This is a genomic window from Vibrio jasicida 090810c, assembly GCF_002887615.1.
In the GTDB taxonomy this organism is placed as follows: domain Bacteria; phylum Pseudomonadota; class Gammaproteobacteria; order Enterobacterales; family Vibrionaceae; genus Vibrio; species Vibrio jasicida.
The window spans coordinates 1,143,081-1,164,634 of sequence record NZ_CP025792.1 but is presented as its reverse complement, the minus strand read 5'-3'; the positions used below and the strand labels follow the sequence as shown (position 1 = coordinate 1,164,634).

Sequence of the window (21,554 nt, the reverse complement as noted above, 5' to 3'; positions counted from 1 at the left end):
TAGACGTTATTTTGCAGAAATAATGTCCAATGCGATTTATTTACGTCATTCATGAATTGTATATAAAGCTGGCTTCATTCTTGCTTAGTACCGAGCAGAGACGATTTTTTGGCTAATCATTGCCGCTCAGTTTAGGAAGAAGACATGAAACAGCTTAAAGTACTGCCGCTAGTGGCAATTATTTCGGGATTAATGGTCGGTTGTGGCGGCGGTGGCGGTGGCGGTGGCGGTTCATCGAAAACAACATTTACGTTTGATTTTGCGATCCCTGCGACACTGTCTGAGAGCGATGCTAAGGCACAAAGCTGTACAATTTATGATCGAGATACTGATTCGAATGGTGACGCTACCGTTTTAACTTACAGTCAAGCATCAAAAGCTCAGGTCACGAATAATGTTATCGGTTACTATTCTGATGCTGATGGCAAAATGGTTGGAGAAGTTATTAAACCAACCAGCGATAACTTCAAGTTTGTTTTAGAAGACATTCCTGAAGGTGGTTACATCACTATTCAAGCACTTGAATTCAATGGTCGAGAAGTTCGTGTAAATTCTTTCTCTCGCGAGTTTTTAGAAGATAAAGAGCTACGCAATGTTACTTTCGCACTTAACCGTGAGTCGTTGAATAAGTGCTTTACAGGAAGTAACGTATCGGACAAAACGTTCAAAAACCTTTCATACCGAAACGCAGTATCTGGTGGTGGTGATTACCACTATGTATCACAAAAAGATGTCTTAGTATCTCCAAACAGTGATATGACTTCAGATGAAGAACTACTAGGTTTCAATGGAGAGCCTACCGCTTTATTCCAATATGAATCTGGCTCGGACAATAAATCATTATATCAATATGGTATCGGTTCTTGGGGTACTAATGATATTGACCTAGTTACGACAGATGTTGTTTCTAGTATTTACTCATCGTCTGGCTACAAGTATGACTCCTTGGATATTGGCTTTGTATCAAACGACTACTTATATGATGCCTTAGAGCTGGGTAATTCCGTTGATGAATATCGTCGACCTAGTGAAGCTAATAAAGAAGAATGGGTTTACCTAGCCGTTGCTGAAAGCGCGACAAATGGTTGGGATTCACTATTAACTGGCACTATTGATTCAAGCTGGGATATAGATGCTGATCCAAGTACATTCCTAAATATCAAAAACTTACCGAACTCAAAGCCTAGCGTGATATCTCAGAGCGGACGAGAGTCGGTGATTGATATTAATATGGGATTAACTAACTCTACAGAAGGTTTCACTCGTACCGCATATTTTGCTGCTTCAGGTGATTACAAAGTAACTCATCGTATTTTCACTAAGAGCAATAGTGATTATGTTGTAGTACCTGAGCTGGACTACTACAATTTTCCATCTTCCGCGATAAATGGTTTGAAAGTATCGGAAACGGACAACTTCAACCGTTCTGCAGTCATTCTTGATGGTAACAGCGATATTGACTCAGAAATGTTCATGAGCTTCTTCTCTAATGGTGAAGCATCGGAGCCTGAACTAGAAGCTGACCTAGACGGTATTCTAACTTCTGAAAAAGATGGAATGGAAAATGAAGTGACATTACGCACTTCGAATTCTCTCGTTGTGACACGTTTTAATTAACACTTTTGTATCTTAATGAGCCCCTCTCTTGAGGGGCTTTTTTATGTCAGTTATTCAGCATTAAAAGAATATATTGCTAGAAAGTGCATATTCATTTGATTGTTGTATCTATCTATTCGATTTATTTAGGTTAATAATTTGTTGCAACTTCTCTTGGGTGGTGATAGTTTGTTCCAATTCAAAGAGGGCGGAGTCCCTTTATTGCAGTGACTAAAACACAGGGAGTAGGGCGCATGAATGATGTACCAGCGCTAGATATTAAAGACCTGCACAAAACCTTCGGACAAAATGAAGTATTAAAGGGCATTTCACTTTCTGCCCATAAAGGCGATGTTATCTCCATCATTGGCTCTTCCGGTTCAGGTAAGAGTACCTTCCTAAGATGTATCAACTTATTAGAGACACCAACTGCGGGTGAAATTTGGGTAAACGGTGAACTTATCCAAATGAAGAACAACCGCGCAGGGGAGTCTGTCCCAGCAAATGAAAAGCAAGTTCAGCGTATTCGTTCACGTTTAGCTATGGTATTTCAGGGCTTTAACTTATGGTCGCATTTAACGGTTTTAGAAAATGTGATTGAAGCGCCCGTGCACGTACTTGGTGTACCTAAGGCGCAAGCGATTGAAAATGCGGAAGTACTGTTGAAGAAAGTTGGGTTATACGAACGCAAAGACTACTACCCAGGACACCTGTCCGGAGGTCAGCAACAACGCGCTGCAATCGCTCGTGCTTTGGCCGTTGATCCAGAGGTTATGTTGTTTGATGAGCCTACCTCTGCACTTGACCCTGAACTCGTTGGTGAAGTGTTAGGGGTAATGAGAGACCTGGCCGAGGAAGGACGCACCATGTTAGTTGTCACGCATGAAATGGCTTTTGCGCGTGATGTATCTAACCATGTGATGTTTTTGCATCAAGGTTTAGTGGAAGAACAGGGAGATCCAGCTAAGCTTTTTACGAATCCAGATTCGGAGCGATTACAGCAATTTATCTCTTCTATCTACTAATATTTCTTTGGGTGGCAGCTTTTTGCCTCCTAAACAAGCACAACAAACAAAACCAAATAAAATAGCAATCACAGGAGTATGGAAATGAAAAAGTGGTTATTGGCAGCAACGCTTGCTGCAACAGCAGTGTCTGGTGTCGCCCAAGCGAAAGAATGGAAAACAGTTCGTTTTGGGATTGAGGGAGCTTATCCTCCGTTTAGCTGGACTGAAACGGATGGCTCCTTAAAGGGGTTCGATGTTGATATGGCGAATGCGCTTTGTGAAGAGATGCAAGTGAAGTGTCAAATCGTTGCTCAAGATTGGGATGGCATCATTCCTTCGTTACTTGCTCGTAAGTACGACGCGATCATTGCTGCAATGTCTATCACCGAAGAGCGTAAGAAGAAAGTCGACTTTACGGGTAAGTACGCACTCATTCCAAACAAATTCATTGCTAAAAAAGGTGCGGGTTTAGACTTCGACAACCTTGATGGTCAAAAAATTGCGGTACAACGCGCGACAACGCATGACAAGTATCTGACAGATAACTACGGCGATAAAGTTGAAATCGTACGTTACGGTTCGTTTGATGAAGCATACCTAGATCTTGCAAATGGCCGTGTCGCTGCAGTACTTGGTGATGCTTCAGCTCTTGAAGAAGGTGTACTAAATAAGGCGGGTGGTGAGGCTTACGAGTTTGTTGGCCCTTCTCTAACTGACCCTAAATGGTTTGGTGATGGCTTCGGGATTGCGGTTCGTAAGCAAGACAAAGATCTCACTAAAAAGTTAGATGCGGCAATCTTATCTCTGCGTGAAAAAGGTGTTTATCAAGAAATCGCAGGTAAGTACTTCAACTACGATGTTTACGGTAAATAAGCCGTAACTAAGCGGCCGTTGGCTTGTTCCTAGAAGTAACCAACGGCCGATTTTTGAGTTTAGGGATTAGGAACTCACCTATGCTGGATTTACAAGGATATGAAGCCTCGATACTAAAAGGGGCTCTAGTAACCATCGAAGTCGCAATACTCTCATTGTTGCTTGCTGTCATTTTAGGCATGCTTGGGGCACTTGCGAAATTAGCGCCCTATAAATGGGCAAGAGCTATTGCAACACTCTACACCACCATTATTCGTGGCATTCCTGACTTAGTCTTGATGATGCTTATCTTCTTTGGTGGCCAAATTCTACTGAATAACAGCCTTTATTCGATCAATGAAACGCTCAACGAGTGGTTTACCGCAAGCAACCCTGAACATGAATGGACTGCTTACCTCCCTGATTACATCGATGTGAGCCCATTTATTGCTGGTGTACTGACCATCGGTTTTATCTTTGGTGCGTATATGGCGGAAACTTTCCGTGGTGCGATCATGGCTGTCGATAAAGGTGAGTTGGAAGCGGCAAAAGCCTACGGAATGAGTTCTTTTATGTCGTTTAGAAGAATTCTATTACCTCAAATGATTCGACACGCGTTACCCGGGTTTGGTAATAACTGGTTGGTATTACTCAAGACTACCGCTCTTGTTTCAATCATTGGATTGGAAGATATGGTGCGTATTAGTTCACTTGCCGCTGGTACAACAAAGATGCCATTCACTTTTTACATGGCTGTCGCGATCATCTTCTTATTCTTCACCAGTGTATCAACCGGTCTACTTAAGCTTGTTGAACGCAAATTCAGTATTCATGCGAGGTAGATAATGGACTTTTCATTGATCATTGAAAGCTTCCCTGTCTACTTAGATGGATTGTGGACAACGGTATGGCTGGTGGCATTAGCTCTGGTGATCGGGCTCTGTGTATCGATTCCCTTAGCTATAGCGCGCAATAGCACGAATTACGCATTAAGTTTGCCGTCATGGGCGTTCATTTACTTTTTCCGCGGTACGCCGTTGTTGGTGCAGCTTTATCTCATTTACTACGGCATGGACCAATTCTTTCCTGTGAAAGACACACTTTGGGAACATGCTTGGTTCTGTGCCTTGGTGGCTTTCGTTCTTAATACTTCGGCTTACACGGCGGAAATTATTCGTGGTGCGATCAATGGTTTACCAAAGGGCGAAGTAGAAGCAGCAAAAGCATACGGCATGAGCAAGTTTATGACTTATCGTCGCATCATCTTGCCAAGCGCATTACGCCGTGCTTTACCTGCATATTCGAATGAAGTGATCTTTATGCTGCACGGCAGTGCAGTCGCTGGGATCATCACTATTATGGATTTGACAGGCGCAGCTCGACTTGTGAACTCTCGTTACTATGCACCATTTGAGTCATTCCTGACGGCTGGTCTCTTCTACATGGGATTAACGTTCATTATTTTGTGGTGCTTCAAAATCGCAGAGAAGCGCTTCTTGGCATATCTAAGGCCATTAAGCTAAGGCGTTTTTATAGATATCTAAAAGAAAGAGCGCCGATTGGCGCTCTTTTTGGGTAGATGAAGGGCGAGTGAGTTTACCTATACAAATTGGAAATCACCGTCAAAGGCTGCGTCGGTATAAATGACGACTTCTTTACCACCTTTTGTAAAGGTATAGGCCGTTAAGACATCTGAGCCTGATAACCCTAAGGAATCAATCATGCCTTGGTCTAGCTTGTAATCTGATGACGCCATAAGGTCCGCCACCGTCATAGTCACACCATCATCGGGATCGCCTTGAGTATCGCTTTCTAGGCTCCAATTATTGCTTTCGTCCAACTTGATGTCTTCAACGCCAAGGGCAAAGAACTCTGATTGACCATCATCTTTACTCTTACTATTGTCGCTAGCTCCACCTTGATGGTACGCCTTGCCAAGGGTCAAGGTAACAGAATCTTGGTCACTACTTGTACCTATTACCGCTTCAATACCTTTAATGTTGTCTGCATCTTGACCTTTAGACATATCGATATCGATAGGGCCGTCTTTCTCATTGGCGACAAGAACATCGAACCCTTTTCCGCCTCTGATTAGTGTATCATCTGCGTCGTAAGCGATCGTATCGTTGCCTTTACCACCTCGAACTTCGTCGGCACCACTACCACCGATGATCACATCATCGCCTTTGCCGCCTTTAAGTACATCAACGCCTGCACCACCGTCTAGCCAGTCGTCACCTCGACCGCCTTTGAGAAGTTCAGGTTCTGCTATGGTAGTGACGTTATGGATCACGTCGTTGAAGTCATCATCGTTAGTTGAAAGGTCAGTGTTATCATTCCATTCGAATAAGGAGGTTCCATCCCCCATAGGAGTGACTTGCGCATGGACTGGGAGACCCAATTCAAATGCAGCTTCACCGAGTAATTGCGCATCTAGATCGAATTCTGAAACATCAATAAATCCCTCAGATTCAATACCGTTATCGGCACCGTCAGGGACCACGAAGAACCCCAGCTTACAAGCATCTCCCCCCATCATTTCTTTCGATATTGAGGTGTTCATTTCATCAGGCTGTTTTACATTTGACCAAAGAATGCCGACATTCAAGACTTCACCGCTTGAGTCTGCGGTGTAGAAACCAAGGGAGTTATTGAACCCTGCATTGGACCCGATGAGTTCAACGTCGAACGTTCCGTTGAACTGGCTGATATCATACATACCGTCAGATGGCGTCGGCAGTATTTCGTTATTGTCACCGCCGAGTAAGATATCATCACCACGCCCGCCATATAGCATGTCGGTACCGTCGCCAGTGAGCCCAAGTGTTTCTACTGATGTGACAAAATAATCACTTGAGTCTTCTTTCTCTCCCCCTTTACTGAATTGTTCACCTGCGGCAGAGAACTGAATTTCATCAAAGGCTTTGAAGCCAGTATCGTTTGGACCAATACTAAACTCACCGCTATTGTTGCTATCAGTAGAAAGCACTTTAGTATTTTCTAGTGTCATGCCCGCAGCGGCGTAGTGGGCTAGGGTATCTGCGTCAGGTTCATTTGCGCTAAAAAATCCACTTGCGACTTCAATGCCATCTCGAAATGCAGTCCAGATACCAATTTCGTCCACATCATCATCTTCTCCACGACCTTCATTGGCATAAAGATTTGAGATCCCGACGGTGGCGGCCATAGTATGTTCATCTAAGCAAACAGAAAGCATTTCGGAGCCAACTGCATCGCCAGGTTCCGAATCTCCGTCATCGTAGCTATACCCAATTTGTGCATCTTTACCACTTTCATCCGTGCCTTCGACTCCATACTTACTGCCTTGTTGGGTCGTGTTTCCTTCAGAGCCATCAGGGTTGTATGCTGTGGCGTTATCAAGACCTAAATCCTCTCCCTCAGGAGTCTGTGCTGAGTCAAGATCGAGTTCAAAGTTACCTGTTTGCTCATCGAAAGAGAGGGCATCGAAATTGTCACCAATGAGCACATCAGCCCCTTTGTTACCGCGAATAAGATCATCTCCCGGCATCGAGCTATTATCGACGTTGTCTCCGTCTCTAGGAGTACCATCACCAATCAACACATCGTTGGCCTGATATTGATGAAGAGCGACGTTATCGAGCAGGGAACCAAGAGAATCTTCATTACCATCGGCCATAAACGAAATGGTATGCTCGCCAGCGCCTAGATCTAGATCTAGATTGACCGTTTCCCAGCCATCGTTGTTGTATGTTCCAACAACTTCACCGTCAATGAGGACTTTTAGCCCATTTGTATCTGTATTATCGGTACGGTTGGTGTGATCAAAAGAGAGTTTGAATGTACCTGCAGTATCAACAGTGAAGGTTTGACAAACGGTAGAGTTGGTAACGGTATTGTCTCCGTCTTTGTGAGAATCAAGTTCTAACACGTTTCCTCGTGCGGGATCTTTGTTATCTCCGTAGCCACCACCATTTTGGATTTCGATTAGACCTTCGGTCGCTTCCCATCCACCGTAGCTAGAGTAGGTTTGCCAGCCGCCATGATCGACGACAGGACTATCACCTACATCATCATCAAAATTGCCATCGGCTAATAAATTGGTATCATCCGTTTTAGCTCGACGATCACCATAAATAATATCGTTGTTGCCACCGCCTTCGACATAGTCGTTACCAGAACCAGCAACAATGATGTCGTCAACGCAGCCCACTTTTTCAACATCGCCTTCGCGCGCTAAGTTAATGTTAGGGTTTTCTCCGGCTTCGTCTTTTGCATTTATGGTGTGATTCCACGATTCAATGACATCATTGCCATCTCCAGATTTGATCGCCTCTGAACCCCTACCACCAGCGATAAAGTCATCACCATCACCCGTTTTAACGATATCATCACCTTTACCTGCACGCACTTCTAGATCTGCACCTGAATTGTCTTCAAGGTGATTATCTACATCCCTTGACACTCCATCTTGAGTAGGGCCATCAACTAAGGTACCAACCTGTGCATTGGTCTCTGTTACAGAAACTTCTTCCGCCATTGTTTCATCCTCATATATCGCGAGATACATAGAGGCAGCCCAGCCATCTCAGTCCCGTTTGAGATCTGTAGCTTTCCGTCCCCACTTCGCAGTGGGTTTGGCTTTGTCATCCGTTATGTTATTAATCAATTAATTAGCCAGTAACGTTGAGGGATTATGATTTTATAAATAAGTCTTACATTTCTCGCATTGCCTTATATGAGGCAATGGCGAGAGGATTGAGCAAATAATCGAGTGGGGTTTGTTCATCAATTAGAATCATGACTTCCGCAGGCATGCCTGGGTAAAGCGAAACTGATTCCCCTAATTCAGCTAACATGTTTGCATCTAGTGACACGCGAGCGAGGTAGGCTGAAGAGCCTGTTGCTTGGTCGCTGATGCGGTCAGCAGAAATATGTATAAGCTTGCCTTCTATAGGTGGCGTTTTTCTAAAGCTGAATGCGGTTAAGCGTACTTGAGTCGCTTGTCCAATATGAAGCACTTCAATATCTTCGGGTTTTACCAAGGCTTCCACAATGAGTTCGTCCTCTTGTGGGACGATTTCCATGAGCGTGTCGCCTGGAGCAATAATCGCATGTTGACCGACAACATTGAGGCCAACGACAACACCGCCTTGTGGCGCTCTGATTTCGACACGTTTGAGTACATCATTCGCGTTTATCATTGCCTCTCTTGTCTCATTGAGTTTTCGTTCAAGCTCCTGAACTTCTTCACCTAAGGTTTTGGCGTAATTGAACTCCGCATTGGCTAATTCCATTTTCGCTTCCGCAACAAAGCCTTTTGCTCGTCCAATTTGGGCACTGAGGTCGGCAATTTGTCCTTCAAGTTGTGAGTGCTCTCGTTGGAGATCGAGGTAACGTGATTTTGATGTATTGCCGGAGGTGAGCAGCTTTTTATGCATGGCGACCTGTTCTGCAAGATAGCGCAAGCTTTCTTTGCCGGCTTGATATCGCTTTTGTAGGCCGAACATGTCTAATCGAGCTTGCTCAATCTTTTCTGCCAGAATGTTATTCTCTCCATCCCTTAGTGACCGGCGTTTTTCGTATAAAGCTTGCTGGGTACGAATGATTGATTGAATTTCTTTGGAGTGATTTCGAGAAAGTAAGCGTGTATCGAATTGAATTTCAGGATGATCAGCGAGCTCGGACTGAAGTCGGTTTAAGCGAGCAAGATCGCTTTCCCACTGAGCTCTTAGTCGATTCAAGCTGGCTTGAGCCTGTGTCGCACTCAAAGTAATCAACAAATCATTTGTTCTGACCTTATCCCCATCTTTTACATGAACGCTCTCGATAATCCCACCTTCTAGGTGCTGAACGGGTTTTCGCTTTGATTCGACGATAACAACGCCGGGAGCTATCGCTGCCGAACTCAGAGGTGACAAACTTGCCCATGCAATGAAGCCGCCGATCATGATGAGTAATACGAGCAGAGAAGTGATGACCACGGGCTTGGTAGTAAAAGAGAGTTTACGACCATCTTCGAAATCGATGCCATGTTCGTTAAGTGTGGTCTTACTCATTGGAAGCCTCTGATTGAGTTTGCGTTCTTGAACGCACATCCATCATCGAGCGGAGAACCTTGCTTGCTTCTCCGGCTCTCGCAATCTGACCTTTATTGATTTCAACCACCCAATCGACATGGCGCAGCAAGTGTGGCTGGTGGGTGATCATTACGACGGAAATGCCTTCTTCTCTGCATGTTGCGAGGAGGGTTGTGAGGTACTCTTCCCCTTCTTTATCCATGTGAGAGTTGGGTTCGTCTAAGACCAAGAGTTTGGGTTTAAAGCACAATGCTCGTGCTAAGGCGAGCTTTTGGGCTTGCCCGCCAGACAATTGATGTCCACCATCACCAATCAAGGTTTCATAACTGTTTGGAAGTTGAAGAATCGTCTCGTGTACACCAGCGCGAATGGCGGCTTTAATGATTTGAGAGTCACTGATCTCTGTGTCGAAATGGGCAATATTTTCTTTCACGCTACCTTGGACAAACTGAATATTCTGTGGGAGGTAACCTACGGTATGTTTGAATTGTGTCTTCTCCCAGTGGGTGACATCTAAGCCATCGATAGACACCTTGCCTGATGTCGGTTTGTGTATTCCCATTATTAATTTGCAAAGGCTGGTTTTTCCAGAGCCACTTGCCCCGATGATTGCAACACGGTTTCCAGCCTCTAGCCTAAGTTTCAGCTGTTTGAGGATAGCTTCGCTTTTGTGATTCTCAGGTGACCAAGTCACGTTTTCAAAGCGTAATTCACCGGTGATTTGGGGGAGCGTTGTACGTTCAAGCTCTATTTTTGATTGGCTGACAACCGCTTTTATGCGCTTGGCTGCGGCTAACCCCGTCTTCCAGCCTTGAAACCCAGAGGTTAGCTGCTCTATTGGTTGGAGCGCTCTCGCCATAAGAATTGATCCAGCAATCATTCCGCCCGCACTCATTGAATTTTGAATCACAAGAAACGCGCCTGTTCCCATAATGCCAATTTGTAGCGTCATGCGGACAAGTTTGGCAAGAGATGTCAGGTTAATAGATGCGAGGTCTACTTTGTTTCTGAACCACAACTTTTCAGCAAGGACAGGCTGAAATTTGTTAAATGTTCCATCGGCTGCTTGTTGAGAGAACAGGGTTTCTTGTTTGTTGAATAGCTCATCGACTTTTCGATTTGCAGCAATTTGGGTAGCGTAAGATGCGTCAAATGATTTCTTTTTCGCGTAGAAAGAGAGTAGTGCGACCATTAATACACAGATAACAGCAATCAAACCAACCAATCCGATAATAGGGTGGAGCATAAACATGACCAGAAGGAACAATGGCGTCCAAGGCAGATCGAAAGCAACAAAAAAACCGGGTGACATGAGAAGAGCTCGTATCTCATTTATGTCGTTAAACACGTAACGTGTCTTCGTGTCGTAATGTTGACCGCACAGTTGGTATAACCATTGAGCACTTTCCGATTCAAACTGAAGGGCTTTTCTTTGGGTGTATTTTTGTCTTAAGGTTTCAAGCAATGCCTGTGAAATCAACAGAAACAGAGCGATAGCAGTAAGTAGCAATAGTGTATCTGTACTTCTACTCGACAATACACGGTCGAACAATTGAAGACTGTAGATTGGAACAACTAGCATCAAAGCATTAATTACGGCGCTCACCAGTGTCATTGGGCCTAATGCTTTAAATGTAAAAGGAGACAAGTTGCTCCAACTCTTTTGAACCATACTTCCCTTACTCCATGAACTAAAGAAGTAGTAATGAGTATAGAAAGTGAATGTTCGAGAAATGCCTCAAAATTGAGACGAGGAAGGAAAGCGAAAAATGAACTAAGAGGAGGGTAAGTCGGGGCTAATCACGATAAGTTGGCAAGATGATTAGCCCTTTAAAGCTATCTATTTGAAAGTAGACCAAATAGGAGCATGGTCTGACGGTTTCTCGATGCCACGCAGTTCGTAATCAACATCGGACTCAACACATTTTTGTGCAAGCGATGGCGTCGCAAGAATCACATCAATACGTAGACCTCGATTATCGTCAAAGCCGCGAGATCGATAATCAAACCAAGAGAAACGGTCATCCACTTCTGGGTGCAGGTTACGGAAAGTATCTTCGAATCCCCAATCCATTAGCGTCTTCAACCACTCGCGCTCTTCCGGTTGGAATGAGCATTTACCAGTCTTCAACCAGCGTTTACGGTTCGGTTCGCCGATGCCGATATCTGCATCAATCGGACTGATGTTGATGTCTCCCATTACAATCAGTTGTTCATCATTTGTATGGTGATCATTTAGGTAGGTCATCAGATCTTTGTAGAACTGGCGTTTGTATGGATATTTGGTCTCATGAGCGATGTTGTCGCCTTGAGGGAAGTAACCGTTTAACACAGTGACCTTTTCACCACTCTCATCTTCAAACGTCGCCATGATCATGCGCTTTTGGTGTTCTTCGTTATCGGTAGGGAACCCTTTTTGCACATTGATTGGTTCTTGTTTACATAGCATCGCGACACCGTAGTGTGCTTTTTGCCCATGAAAGTAAACTTTATAACCCATGGCTTCGACATCTTCGATTGGAAAAGCTTCGTCGTGCACTTTGATTTCTTGAAGACCAATGACATCAGGTTGGTGCTTATCGATAATGGTTTGGAGCTGATGCAGACGAGCACGAAGTCCATTGATGTTAAAGCTAATTACTTTCATTTTCTATCCTTCTGAAGGGCGTATTTGTGCTTGATGTTACCATTGGCCGGCATAGGCTGGAAACGTCGAAAGTAAATAAGAACAGTTATTTGTTACTGAGTTTGTTCTCTAGGTCATTCTGTACGATTTTAATTGCTTTTAATGCGGTTTCAGGTTCGATTTCATTCGACTCTAACAAGTAAATCAAATCGACGGCTAACTTCACCTCTTCTGGGGCATCATCGAGCGGAGATTTTGGTTGGTCAGTCATTACTGGTTCTTTTCCCTGTGAGTGATTTGATTTTCTAACTTAAGCAGCGCTGCTTCGCATCGTTCTAATCGTTGTTCTGTTGCTAAAAGTACTTTCTGCGCTTCAGCACGAGCAAAGCTTGGGGAAAACTCAACAGCTCTCTCTTTCTCCAGCACCATTTCTCGTAATCGACGAGCCCACTCTTGGTGTTGAGCTAGTTCTTGATACAAGACATTAATTGGCTTTCTAAAGTGACTGCTGTGTTTTACTTCGTTTTTGCGAATTTTTGTGGTGGAAATTTCACGCTGAATTGCGCCAATTTGCGCGACTAATCTTTCAGTTAAGTACTCTGCTCGTAATGCCGTGAGCTTTTGCTCCTTTTGCTCGCGTACAATCGAATCAAGTGTTGCTGTTGCTTCTTTTACGCAGGGTACGAGTAGTCGAGAGCGGCAGTGGAACAAACGCTCATCAAACAAAGGAACATGGTGTTCTCCACGCTGACGGTCAAGCATTGCAGCCTGTTTAGACATTTGTTCTAGATGTTCTGAGAGCTGGCTGATGTTCATGTTAATCCTACAAACCATGCATCGTAAGCGAGTTTAATGGCAAGCACGCTAACAACGGTAACAAAGACCGGACGTATGAACTTAGCACCAAAGTGGATTGCTGAATGCGCGCCAACAAAAGCACCAGCCATTAAACAGACGCCCATTGTTAAGCCTAGTACCCAGTTGATGTGTCCTAATACGGCAAATGTAACCAATGAAGTAAAGTTACTGGTAAAGTTCATTGCTTTAGCCAAACCAGACGCAAGCAAGATATTGAGTCGGTATAAGGCCATGGAACTCACCGTCCAAAAAGCCCCAGTTCCTGGCCCCGCTAAACCATCATAAAAGCCTATCGATAAGCCTTGCATATACTGCTTTTTATTTAGCATCGGACAAGGTTCGGGAGTTGGGCTTTGATGAGTCGACTGTGGTGGTTTATGGAAAACAGTATACATCGCAGCAGCGAGAATGATCAGCGGCAGCGCTTTCTCTAACCATTCTGTACTAATTGCATCAACAAATAGCGTTCCTAGTGTTGCACCAACAAGAGTGGCAACAAACGCTCTGCCCCAGCACTGGGGCTTAAAAAGACGTTTCTTATAGTAAGTATAGGCCGCCGTCGAAGAGGCAAAAGAGGCAGCTAACTTATTGGTGCCCAATGCGATGTGGGGAGGCAGCCCTAACGACAGTAACGCGGGAACAGTCAGCATACCACCACCGCCAGCAACAGCATCGATAAATCCAGCAACAAAAGCGACTAGCGCCAACACCAACAGCATGGTTGGCTCAATCATTTCCATAAATAGTTATTCTTTTAATATTCTATTTTGCGTTTAAACGGAGGAAGCGAATCAATCAGAGCTTGTCCGTAGCGTTTTGTTATCAAGCGTCTGTCGAGGATGGTCACTCTACCAGAATCTCGTTCTTTGCGCAGTAATCGACCAACGCTTTGGATCAGCTTTTTACTTGCATCTGGAACCGTGATTTGCATAAACGGGTTACCACCCTTTTTCTCGATGTACTCCGAGTGTGCTTGTTCAACTGGAGAAGTAGGGACCCCAAATGGAATTTTTGTGATAATGAGGTTTTCCAATAGCTCTCCAGGTAAATCAAGGCCTTCAGAAAAGCTGCCTGTACCAAAAAGGATGCTGGTTTTCTGCTTATCAATGAGCCTTTTATGTTTTTTTAGAATTTCTGTTCGTGAACTTTCGCCTTGAACTTGCAACGCCCAACCTCGTTTTATGAAACCAGCATTGAGTGCATCAGCAACTTGGTTCATCTGCCAATAAGAGGAGAATAATACCAAGTTCGCTTTATTGTCTTCTAAATACTTAGGCAAAATTTCAATAAGATATTCAGTAAACTGCGGTGCCTGCGGTTCATACTTCATTGCTGGTATCAGCAGTTCGGCTTGATTCTGATAATCGAAAGGAGACGCTAGTGCCAAAAACTGTGTTCCTGAGTCCGGTTTGGCGTCAACGCCCACTTGATGGCAAAAGTAATTAAATGAGTTTAGTGCTCGCATAGTGGCAGAAACCAATACGGCGCCGATGCAACGACTCCAGATTTGTTGGTCTAGTTGCCATCCAATTTCCAACGGGGAAACGCTGACAATAAAATCGCCTTCACGATCTGGGTGTTTTTCTAACCAGCGCGCAAGAGGTGCACCTTTGTCTCGGCTTGGCTCGGCCATTAAACGCCAGACTTGAGCTAGGTTTTCCAAACGTTGGATGTAAAACCCTAACTCAGCCAAAGCTGGTTCCGCCAATCTTGATGAAAGTTCGCCATCTTTAACGCGCTCAGCTATTAGATCGGCGATCTTTGCGACGCTTTGGTTTGCCTTTTTGCTTAGTTGTTTTAAATCTTTTGATTGATTTTCCAACCAAGTCGGTAGCTCACCATGTTCAAAACGGTATATCCCTTCCTCAAACTGGGCTGGATCAAACTGTTTAGTCAGTTGGGTCAACGCAGGAATCAGTTCCTGTACGGATTCTTGTAGATCATTGCGGAATCGACCAACACGTTTTTCATCTGTTAACGAAGAAAATTTGGTGATTGACTGGTTGAGCTTTTCTAACCAAGCAGCTGCACCTTTTAAACTGGCTGACGCAGAAGCGTGATCGCGAGCGACATGAGGTAGATGATGAGCTTCGTCAAACACGTAAATTGTGTTTTCTGGCTCAGGGAGGATCACTCCACCACCCAAATCTGCATCGGCCATTACGAGTGAATGATTGGCGATAATGACGTCATTTTTATCCAACTCTGCTCGAGCTTTTTGAAAAGGGCAGCCTCGGTGTGCTGGTAAGCTGTTGTTACAGCTGTGCTTATCACTGACAATAAGTTGCCATAACTGATCATCTATTGGTTTCGGCCAAGAGTCTCGGTCGCCATCCCACTTCCCTTGAGCGAGGGAGCGATACATGGTTTCCAGTAGCTCAATATCTTTCTTCTTCGGTTTAGTTTCAAACATCGCTAACTGGCCGCCATCGACACCACTTGCCGTCGCGAGTTTTTCAGCACAACAATAACGCTGTCGGCCTTTTGCAAGAATAAAAGAAAACTCTCGATCGGTGATACGACGAAAAAGAGGCAGGTCTTTATTCACCAACTGTTCTTGTAGAGCGACGGTGGCTGTTGAGATCACTACTTTACGATTGTTATAAACCGCCACAGGAATCGCTGCCATCAGATAAGAGAGTGATTTACCGATGCCAGTACCAGCTTCTGCAATCAACATGCGATTTGACTTGTGGTATTGCCCGCATAGTGTTTTCGCAATTTCTGCAACTAAGTAGTTTTGTGCTCTTCGTGGAACAAAATTATCAAGCTGCGCTTGTAAGTTTTGGTAACTGGTGCGAATCGATTTTTGAATGTTACTGGTTAGCATACGGGCCTCAAATGCGTTGGAGGCGCATAGTAGCACACATCACTAGTTGTACTGTAGTTCACAAAACGGAATGCTTTTATGATAAATATCGATCTTGTTCACAAAAAAATATTGAACCTAAACTAAATGAAAATAATTTCATTAGTCGAAAAATATAAAACTTCAAAAATGATACCTTTGTAGTGTTTTCTTCTAAAGTTTATTGTTGTATGGCAATTGAAAGGTGTTTTCTATTTGTTATTAATGAATTACTAAATTAAGAAAAATCAAGCTCATTGTTTAGAACTTCATCGAATATTTTAAATGTAAATGCACAAGAGTTTGTATTTAAAGGATATTTTTGTTTTTTGATAAAACTATTTAGAAAATTTGACAGTCAGAATAATCTTTTGCACTCTAGTGCCCAGATTTTGTAGGTAAAGCATTGTTACGTTTCGATAACAAGCTACCTCAAAAATATAAAAAAAGGGAATCGGACAAGGATATCCCGAACTAAGAAAAGGCAGTGGATTAAATATGAAAAAGACTCTTTTAGCACTAGCGGTTGCTGCTACAGCAACTACTGTGAATGCGGCTGAAGTATTCAAATCTGACGAAGGTTCTGTAGATTTCTACGGTCAGCTACGTCCAACTCTTCTATTCCTAGACAGCACAGACCACACTGCAGAGCTAAACACTAGCTCTTCACGTATGGGTGTAAACGGTGTTTACGTTGTAAACGATAGCCTAAAAGTTCTAGGTGAAGTTGAAATCGGTGTAGCTCTAGGTGATAACTACGGCGCTGGTGCTGATTCAAGTGAGCGTACTGACGACACTGTATTCGTTCGTCGCCACATCTTCGGTTTCGACATGGGCGAAATGGGTACTATCCGCTTCGGTAAAGAAGGTACTTTCGCAGATGACGTTTACGGTGCGGATTACTCTTACTTCTTCGGTGGCTCTGCTCTACTTTACGGACACGAGTGGAACAACGACTCTCAAATTAAATACGCATTCGAAAACGACGCATTCTGGCTAAAAGCGGGTTACGCTCTAGGCGAGAAAGACAAGAACGAAGAAGTTCGTGAAGTATTCGTAGGTAAGTCTTTCGGTGACCTATCTATGCACGCTGGTATCCTTTCTTCTGTAAACAAGATTGCGGTAAACAAGGTTGCTCACGATTCAGAAAACCTATCTTTTGAAGTAACTGGTGAGTACGCTCTAGGTGAGCACACTCTTGGTGCAACATACTACTACAACGAAGACGAGAACAAGATCTCAGACGAGACTGTTGATTCTCACGGTATCTCTCTAGCAGGTATGTTTGCAGTAGCTCCTAAGACAACTCTTTACTCTGGTTACGAGCTAGTAATGTCTTCTTCTGACCAAGCTGGTACTGTAGACGGTGATGATTCACGTTTCTACGCTGGTGTTGAGTACAAGTTCTCTAAATGGGCTCGCGTATTCGTTGAAGGCGCATACGTATTTGAAGAAACTTCAACTGACAACGTGAAGACAGACAGCAAAACTGACTTCGGTGTTGGTGCACGTTTCTACTGGTAATCAAAACCCAGTTTGATATTGTAAGACCCAGCTTTATGCTGGGTCTTTTACTATTGGAGATAAGGATTTAATTTCTATGCAGTTATCATTAAAAGTGGCAATCACACTTTCTGTTCTAGCCAGTACAAACTTATATGCTGCAACGACCTTGGTGGTTCCTGAAGACGTAAAATTACTTGCGGTAAATATGGAGAAGCCAAAGTTGGAGGGTGGTTTGTTTTCGGATGAGAAAACAATAGAGATTCCTGACGGTACCAACCAAATTGTCTTCAAGTATCAACCAGAATTTGAGATTGGTGATGATATCAAAGGGGTTTATGGTGACGCCATTATTGCCAAGTTTGATGTAAAAGACGAAGAACTGAAATTTGAACTACCAAAGTTCAAAACCTACCGCCAAGCACAAACCAACATCTCTCCTTTAGAGTGGCAACTACTAGACTCTAAAGGCCAGCCAATCGACCTTGTTGAAGACGTTCTTGAGTCCGATGGCGTTCAAATTGGTCGTAACTATGCTCAGGAAGCTCGCAACTATAATATTGCAGGCGGTGTCGCTGGGGTTGCTGTGACATATGTGACAGTAAACCAACACAGCCAAGCTGTTACAGGCGTAGAGCCTAAAGCGGTTGCGGTAGTCGACACGAAATCTGCGACTGCACAAGACAGCCAAATGGTTGATCTACTTAAGACGATGTACCAAAAGGCCACTCCACAAGAAAAAGAAACCTTTAAAAAGTGGGTTGCTCAACAATAATCGTTATTAGTAACGATAAAAACTAAAAAAGCAGACAAAAGTCTGCTTTATGTTTTTTGATGTTTATTGTTAGAGCGTTATTTCTTTCCACTCGCCAGGTTTGAGGTTGTGTAACTCAATCCCTCCCATCGAGTAGCGTACGAGTCGCAGTGTCGGAAAACCGATATGTGCAGTCATACGTCTTACCTGACGGTTTCTTCCTTCTATGATAGTAATCGCTAACCACGTTGTTGGAATGTTTGCTCGGAATCGGACAGGTGGAGTCCTATCCCAGATCTCTGGTTCAGGCATCACTTCTACTTTTGCTGGTAAGGTCATGCCATCTTTTAGCTCTACGCCTTTACGTAGCATCTCCAAGTCTTCTTCTTTAGGGGCTCCATCCACTTGTACCCAGTAAGTTTTTGGTGATTTTGATTGGGGCTGCGTCAACTTCGCTTGCAAAATGCCATCGTTTGTTAAGACCATCAATCCTTCGCTGTCTCGATCTAAGCGGCCTGCGGCATACACATTTTTCACTGGAATAAAGTCGGCTAGCGTTTTGCGACCATCTCCATCAGTGAACTGGCTCAACGTGTCATACGGCTTATTAAAAATGATCACTTTGCGATCTTCTAAGGCAATGCGTGGCTTAGATGTTTTTGAAGCGCGGGCAGGGCGACTTTGTCGATTTTTCGCTTGTCCATTTGAGTGGTTTGCTTTTCCAGAGCGTTTAAAATGACTCGTTTTCGATTGGTGAGTACCGCGACCTTTTTCATGACCCGAGCGAGATGACATGTTAACTACCTTGCAAAAATGTAAATGAACTGTGTTTGAAAGTTTTATGTTTTCTTGTTATCGGCTATCATTTGCGCGCCTAAAACTAACAAAAGCGCACAGAATAATAGACTATTTCGTGTTATTTGTTTAATGATATAGCTAAGTTGCTTTAGTGAGACATTTCTAACGGAAATGGACACCAAAGTAAGCTTGGCACCAAGTGCACTCATGGATATAGAGCCATAGAGCTTCAAACTATAAGAAAGAGTGCAAACCGCATGTCGCGTTGGTGAGGAGGAATGCACTACTAACGTTAAGCAATGCGTCAATTCAACGAACTCAGTTGCTGAGAAGTTCAGCTAAGTTGAGTAAAAAATAGGGAAATTTCATGCCTACAGAAAAACCTACAATTATCTACACAATCACTGATGAAGCCCCGGCGTTAGCAACCTATTCATTACTACCAATCATTCAATCGTTTACCGCATCGTCTGGCATCAACGTAGACACTCGTGATATTTCGCTAGCGGGACGCATTATCGCTAACTTCCCAGAGCATTTAAAAGAAGAACAACGTATTGGTGATGCTCTAGCAGAACTTGGCGAGTTAGCGAAAACACCGGAAGCGAACATCATTAAGCTTCCAAACATTTCGGCTTCAATTCCTCAACTAAAAGCCGCAATCAAAGAATTGCAAACGAAAGGGTATGCGCTTCCAAACTACCCTGAAGAACCGACCACTTACGAAGAAGAAGCAATTAAAGCGACTTACGACAAAATCAAAGGTAGTGCGGTAAACCCGGTTCTTCGTGAAGGTAACTCTGACCGTCGTGCTCCATTATCAGTTAAGAATTACGCGAAGAAAAACCCACACTCAATGGGTGCATGGTCAGCTGAGTCTCAATCTCATGTATCAAGCATGACAGGAGATGACTTCTTCGGTAGCGAAAAATCGACGACTATTACTGGTGCTACTGACGTTAAAATTGAATTCGTCGCTGCTGACGGTTCGGCAAAAGAACTTAAATCAGCATTCCCTCTGCAAGACAAAGAAGTGATCGATTGTTCAGTCATGAACAAGAAAGCGCTTGTTGAGTTCTTCGAGAAAGAAATTGCAGAAGCAAAACAGCAAGACGTCCTTCTGTCTCTTCACATGAAAGCAACCATGATGAAGGTATCGGACCCAGTTATCTTTGGCCATGCAGTTAAAGTGTACTACAAAGACGTTTTCGCAAAATACGGCAAGCTATTTGAAGAACTAGGTGTAGATGTAAACAACGGTCTTGGTGATGTTTATACTAAGATTGAATCTCTACCTGCTGAACAAAAAGCGGAAATTGAAGCAGCTATTTTAGCGGTATACGAGAGTCAACCAGCGCTTGCGATGGTTGACTCTGATCGTGGTATTACTAATCTCCACGTACCGAGTGACATTATCGTTGATGCTTCTATGCCAGCAATGCTTCGTGCTTCTGGCCAGATGTGGGGACCAGATGGTAAGCAAAAAGACACAAAAGCGATGATCCCAGATCGTAGCTATGCGGGTATCTACCAAGCGGTTATCGATTTCTGTAAAGAACACGGTGCATTTGACCCAACCACAATGGGCAGCGTGCCAAACGTGGGTCTAATGGCTCAGAAAGCAGAAGAATACGGCTCGCATGATAAGACATTTATCCTAGACGCTGCTGGTACTGTACGTGTTGTCGACACTTCTGGTGCGGTTCTTCTTGAGCAAACTGTCGAAGCAGGTGACATCTTCCGTATGTGTCAGGTGAAAGACGCGCCAATCCAAGATTGGGTGAAACTTGCCGTCACTCGCGCACGTGCAACAGGTGTACCAGCGGTGTTTTGGTTAGACGAAGCGCGTGCACACGATGCTGAACTGATCAAGAAAGTGAATGCATACCTTCCTGAGCACGACACTTCAGGTTTAGAGATCAAGGTTCTAGCGCCAATCGATGCATGTCAATTCTCTCTAGAGCGCATTAAAGAGGGGCTAGACACCATTTCTGTAACAGGTAACGTACTTCGTGACTACCTAACGGATCTATTCCCGATTTTGGAACTGGGTACTTCTGCGAAAATGCTGTCAATTGTTCCACTAATGAACGGCGGTGGTTTATTTGAAACTGGTGCTGGTGGCTCTGCGCCAAAACACGTCCAACAAGTTGAGAAAGAAAACCACTTGCGTTGGGATTCTCTGGGTGAGTTCCTTGCTCTAGCTGCATCATTGGAGCACCTAAGTACAGTTGCTGGTAATGCGAAAGCTCAGGTTCTGGCTGAGGCATTGGACAAAGCGACAGGTGAATTCCTAGACGAGAATAAATCACCGTCACGTAAAGTGGGTGAGTTGGATAACCGCGGCAGCCACTACTACCTTGCGACGTATTGGGCGAAAGCTTTGGCTGAACAAAGTGCAGATGCAGAACTGGCTGCTGAATTCGCACCAGTTGCTAAAGCCCTTGCAGAACAAGAAGAAGCGATTGTTGCTGAGTTGAACAACGCACAAGGTGTAAGAGGTGAACTCGGTGGTTACTACGCGCTAGATGATGCTCTTGCATCAACACTAATGCGTCCAAGTACGACGTTGAACGGCATCATTAACAAGTAAGCATTGATTTCGCGCTATTTCGGTAGCGCGTTTTTATGTTACTTAGTTTAGTGCTCTTAC

At 44.0% G+C, this 21,554-nt stretch carries 17 protein-coding genes and 1 riboswitch; of the genes, 8 read left to right on the top strand and 9 right to left on the bottom strand.

Going from position 1 to position 21,554, the window contains the following annotated elements; genetic code table 11:
* Positions 1–144 precede the first annotated feature (144 nt).
* From C1S73_RS05460 to C1S73_RS05440, 5 genes are all read left to right on the top strand, one after another.
* A complete protein-coding gene (locus tag C1S73_RS05460) occupies positions 145–1,617 on the top strand; it encodes a hypothetical protein (RefSeq protein ID WP_038866704.1) in 1,473 nt (490 codons plus the stop codon).
* Positions 1,618–1,850: 233 nt separating this feature from the next.
* Positions 1,851–2,621: an ABC transporter ATP-binding protein gene (locus C1S73_RS05455; RefSeq protein ID WP_038866706.1), complete on the top strand. Its 771-nt coding sequence runs from the start codon at positions 1,851–1,853 to the stop codon at positions 2,619–2,621.
* A gap of 84 nt (positions 2,622–2,705) precedes the next feature.
* Positions 2,706–3,476 (top strand): ABC transporter substrate-binding protein, encoded by a 771-nt coding sequence (locus tag C1S73_RS05450; RefSeq protein ID WP_038866708.1) that lies wholly within the window; start codon positions 2,706–2,708, stop codon positions 3,474–3,476.
* An 80-nt stretch (positions 3,477–3,556) separates the two neighbouring features.
* On the top strand, positions 3,557–4,297 hold the full coding sequence (locus C1S73_RS05445; RefSeq protein ID WP_038866711.1) for an ABC transporter permease: 741 nt from the start codon (positions 3,557–3,559) through the stop codon (positions 4,295–4,297).
* A gap of 3 nt (positions 4,298–4,300) precedes the next feature.
* Complete coding sequence (locus tag C1S73_RS05440) at positions 4,301–4,978, top strand: ABC transporter permease (RefSeq protein ID WP_038866714.1); 678 nt, start codon at positions 4,301–4,303, stop codon at positions 4,976–4,978.
* Positions 4,979–5,055: 77 nt separating this feature from the next.
* On the opposite strand, the gene C1S73_RS05435 is transcribed toward C1S73_RS05440, so the two are convergent.
* The 8 genes from C1S73_RS05435 to dinG form a co-directional block, all read right to left on the bottom strand.
* Positions 5,056–7,974: a calcium-binding protein gene (locus C1S73_RS05435; protein WP_038866716.1), complete on the bottom strand. Its 2,919-nt coding sequence runs from the start codon at positions 7,972–7,974 to the stop codon at positions 5,056–5,058.
* Positions 7,975–8,004: 30 nt separating this feature from the next.
* A riboswitch (cyclic di-GMP riboswitch) is annotated at positions 8,005–8,086 on the bottom strand.
* Positions 8,087–8,149: 63 nt separating this feature from the next.
* On the bottom strand, positions 8,150–9,493 hold the full coding sequence (locus C1S73_RS05430) for an HlyD family type I secretion periplasmic adaptor subunit (protein WP_038866720.1): 1,344 nt from the start codon (positions 9,491–9,493) through the stop codon (positions 8,150–8,152).
* Positions 9,486–11,186, bottom strand: a complete 1,701-nt coding sequence (locus C1S73_RS05425) for a type I secretion system permease/ATPase (protein WP_038866722.1) — start codon at positions 11,184–11,186, stop codon at positions 9,486–9,488. Before C1S73_RS05425 ends, C1S73_RS05430 begins: the two co-directional genes overlap by 8 nt.
* Positions 11,187–11,354: 168 nt before the next feature.
* The gene (gene xthA / locus C1S73_RS05420) at positions 11,355–12,161 is read right to left on the bottom strand and encodes an exodeoxyribonuclease III (protein ID WP_038866724.1); all 807 of its coding nucleotides are present in this window, start codon (positions 12,159–12,161) and stop codon (positions 11,355–11,357) included.
* An 85-nt stretch (positions 12,162–12,246) separates the two neighbouring features.
* Positions 12,247–12,411, bottom strand: coding sequence for a pleiotropic regulatory protein RsmS (gene rsmS, locus C1S73_RS05415; RefSeq protein WP_038866726.1), 165 nt, complete (start codon positions 12,409–12,411; stop codon positions 12,247–12,249).
* Positions 12,411–12,956 (bottom strand): primosomal replication protein, encoded by a 546-nt coding sequence (locus tag C1S73_RS05410; protein ID WP_038866728.1) that lies wholly within the window; start codon positions 12,954–12,956, stop codon positions 12,411–12,413. The genes rsmS and C1S73_RS05410 overlap by 1 nt, the downstream gene beginning before the upstream one ends.
* The gene (locus tag C1S73_RS05405) at positions 12,953–13,738 is read right to left on the bottom strand and encodes a sulfite exporter TauE/SafE family protein (protein WP_038866730.1); all 786 of its coding nucleotides are present in this window, start codon (positions 13,736–13,738) and stop codon (positions 12,953–12,955) included. Before C1S73_RS05405 ends, C1S73_RS05410 begins: the two co-directional genes overlap by 4 nt.
* Positions 13,739–13,752: 14 nt before the next feature.
* Positions 13,753–15,828: an ATP-dependent DNA helicase DinG gene (dinG, locus tag C1S73_RS05400; protein WP_038866732.1), complete on the bottom strand. Its 2,076-nt coding sequence runs from the start codon at positions 15,826–15,828 to the stop codon at positions 13,753–13,755.
* Between the two features lie 516 nt (positions 15,829–16,344).
* On the opposite strand from dinG, the gene C1S73_RS05395 reads away from it, so the two are divergent.
* Both C1S73_RS05395 and C1S73_RS05390 read left to right on the top strand, forming a co-directional pair.
* A complete protein-coding gene (locus C1S73_RS05395) occupies positions 16,345–17,370 on the top strand; it encodes a porin (protein WP_020195015.1) in 1,026 nt (341 codons plus the stop codon).
* A 76-nt stretch (positions 17,371–17,446) separates the two neighbouring features.
* Positions 17,447–18,124 (top strand): DUF2057 family protein, encoded by a 678-nt coding sequence (locus C1S73_RS05390; RefSeq protein WP_038866735.1) that lies wholly within the window; start codon positions 17,447–17,449, stop codon positions 18,122–18,124.
* Positions 18,125–18,193: 69 nt separating this feature from the next.
* Here C1S73_RS05390 and C1S73_RS05385 read toward each other — a convergent pair whose 3' ends face one another.
* Positions 18,194–18,898, bottom strand: coding sequence for a pseudouridine synthase (locus tag C1S73_RS05385; protein WP_038866737.1), 705 nt, complete (start codon positions 18,896–18,898; stop codon positions 18,194–18,196).
* A 370-nt stretch (positions 18,899–19,268) separates the two neighbouring features.
* Here C1S73_RS05385 and C1S73_RS05380 point away from each other — a divergent pair, with 370 nt between their 5' ends.
* On the top strand, positions 19,269–21,494 hold the full coding sequence (locus C1S73_RS05380) for an NADP-dependent isocitrate dehydrogenase (RefSeq protein ID WP_038866739.1): 2,226 nt from the start codon (positions 19,269–19,271) through the stop codon (positions 21,492–21,494).
* Positions 21,495–21,554: the final 60 nt, after the last annotated feature.

Excerpts from the sequence above, each read along its gene's own strand:
- C1S73_RS05460 (WP_038866704.1), top strand. The coding sequence starts at position 145 with ATGAAACAGCTTAAAGTACTGCCGCTAGTGGCAATTATTTCGGGATTA.
- C1S73_RS05455 (WP_038866706.1), top strand. The coding sequence starts at position 1,851 with ATGAATGATGTACCAGCGCTAGATATTAAAGACCTGCACAAAACCTTC.
- C1S73_RS05450 (WP_038866708.1), top strand. The coding sequence starts at position 2,706 with ATGAAAAAGTGGTTATTGGCAGCAACGCTTGCTGCAACAGCAGTGTCT.
- C1S73_RS05445 (WP_038866711.1), top strand. The coding sequence starts at position 3,557 with ATGCTGGATTTACAAGGATATGAAGCCTCGATACTAAAAGGGGCTCTA.
- C1S73_RS05440 (WP_038866714.1), top strand. The coding sequence starts at position 4,301 with ATGGACTTTTCATTGATCATTGAAAGCTTCCCTGTCTACTTAGATGGA.
- C1S73_RS05435 (WP_038866716.1), bottom strand. The coding sequence starts at position 7,974 with ATGGCGGAAGAAGTTTCTGTAACAGAGACCAATGCACAGGTTGGTACC.
- C1S73_RS05430 (WP_038866720.1), bottom strand. The coding sequence starts at position 9,493 with ATGAGTAAGACCACACTTAACGAACATGGCATCGATTTCGAAGATGGT.
- C1S73_RS05425 (WP_038866722.1), bottom strand. The coding sequence starts at position 11,186 with ATGGTTCAAAAGAGTTGGAGCAACTTGTCTCCTTTTACATTTAAAGCA.
- xthA (WP_038866724.1), bottom strand. The coding sequence starts at position 12,161 with ATGAAAGTAATTAGCTTTAACATCAATGGACTTCGTGCTCGTCTGCAT.
- rsmS (WP_038866726.1), bottom strand. The coding sequence starts at position 12,411 with ATGACTGACCAACCAAAATCTCCGCTCGATGATGCCCCAGAAGAGGTG.
- C1S73_RS05410 (WP_038866728.1), bottom strand. The coding sequence starts at position 12,956 with ATGAACATCAGCCAGCTCTCAGAACATCTAGAACAAATGTCTAAACAG.
- C1S73_RS05405 (WP_038866730.1), bottom strand. The coding sequence starts at position 13,738 with ATGGAAATGATTGAGCCAACCATGCTGTTGGTGTTGGCGCTAGTCGCT.
- dinG (WP_038866732.1), bottom strand. The coding sequence starts at position 15,828 with ATGCTAACCAGTAACATTCAAAAATCGATTCGCACCAGTTACCAAAAC.
- C1S73_RS05395 (WP_020195015.1), top strand. The coding sequence starts at position 16,345 with ATGAAAAAGACTCTTTTAGCACTAGCGGTTGCTGCTACAGCAACTACT.
- C1S73_RS05390 (WP_038866735.1), top strand. The coding sequence starts at position 17,447 with ATGCAGTTATCATTAAAAGTGGCAATCACACTTTCTGTTCTAGCCAGT.
- C1S73_RS05385 (WP_038866737.1), bottom strand. The coding sequence starts at position 18,898 with ATGTCATCTCGCTCGGGTCATGAAAAAGGTCGCGGTACTCACCAATCG.
- C1S73_RS05380 (WP_038866739.1), top strand. The coding sequence starts at position 19,269 with ATGCCTACAGAAAAACCTACAATTATCTACACAATCACTGATGAAGCC.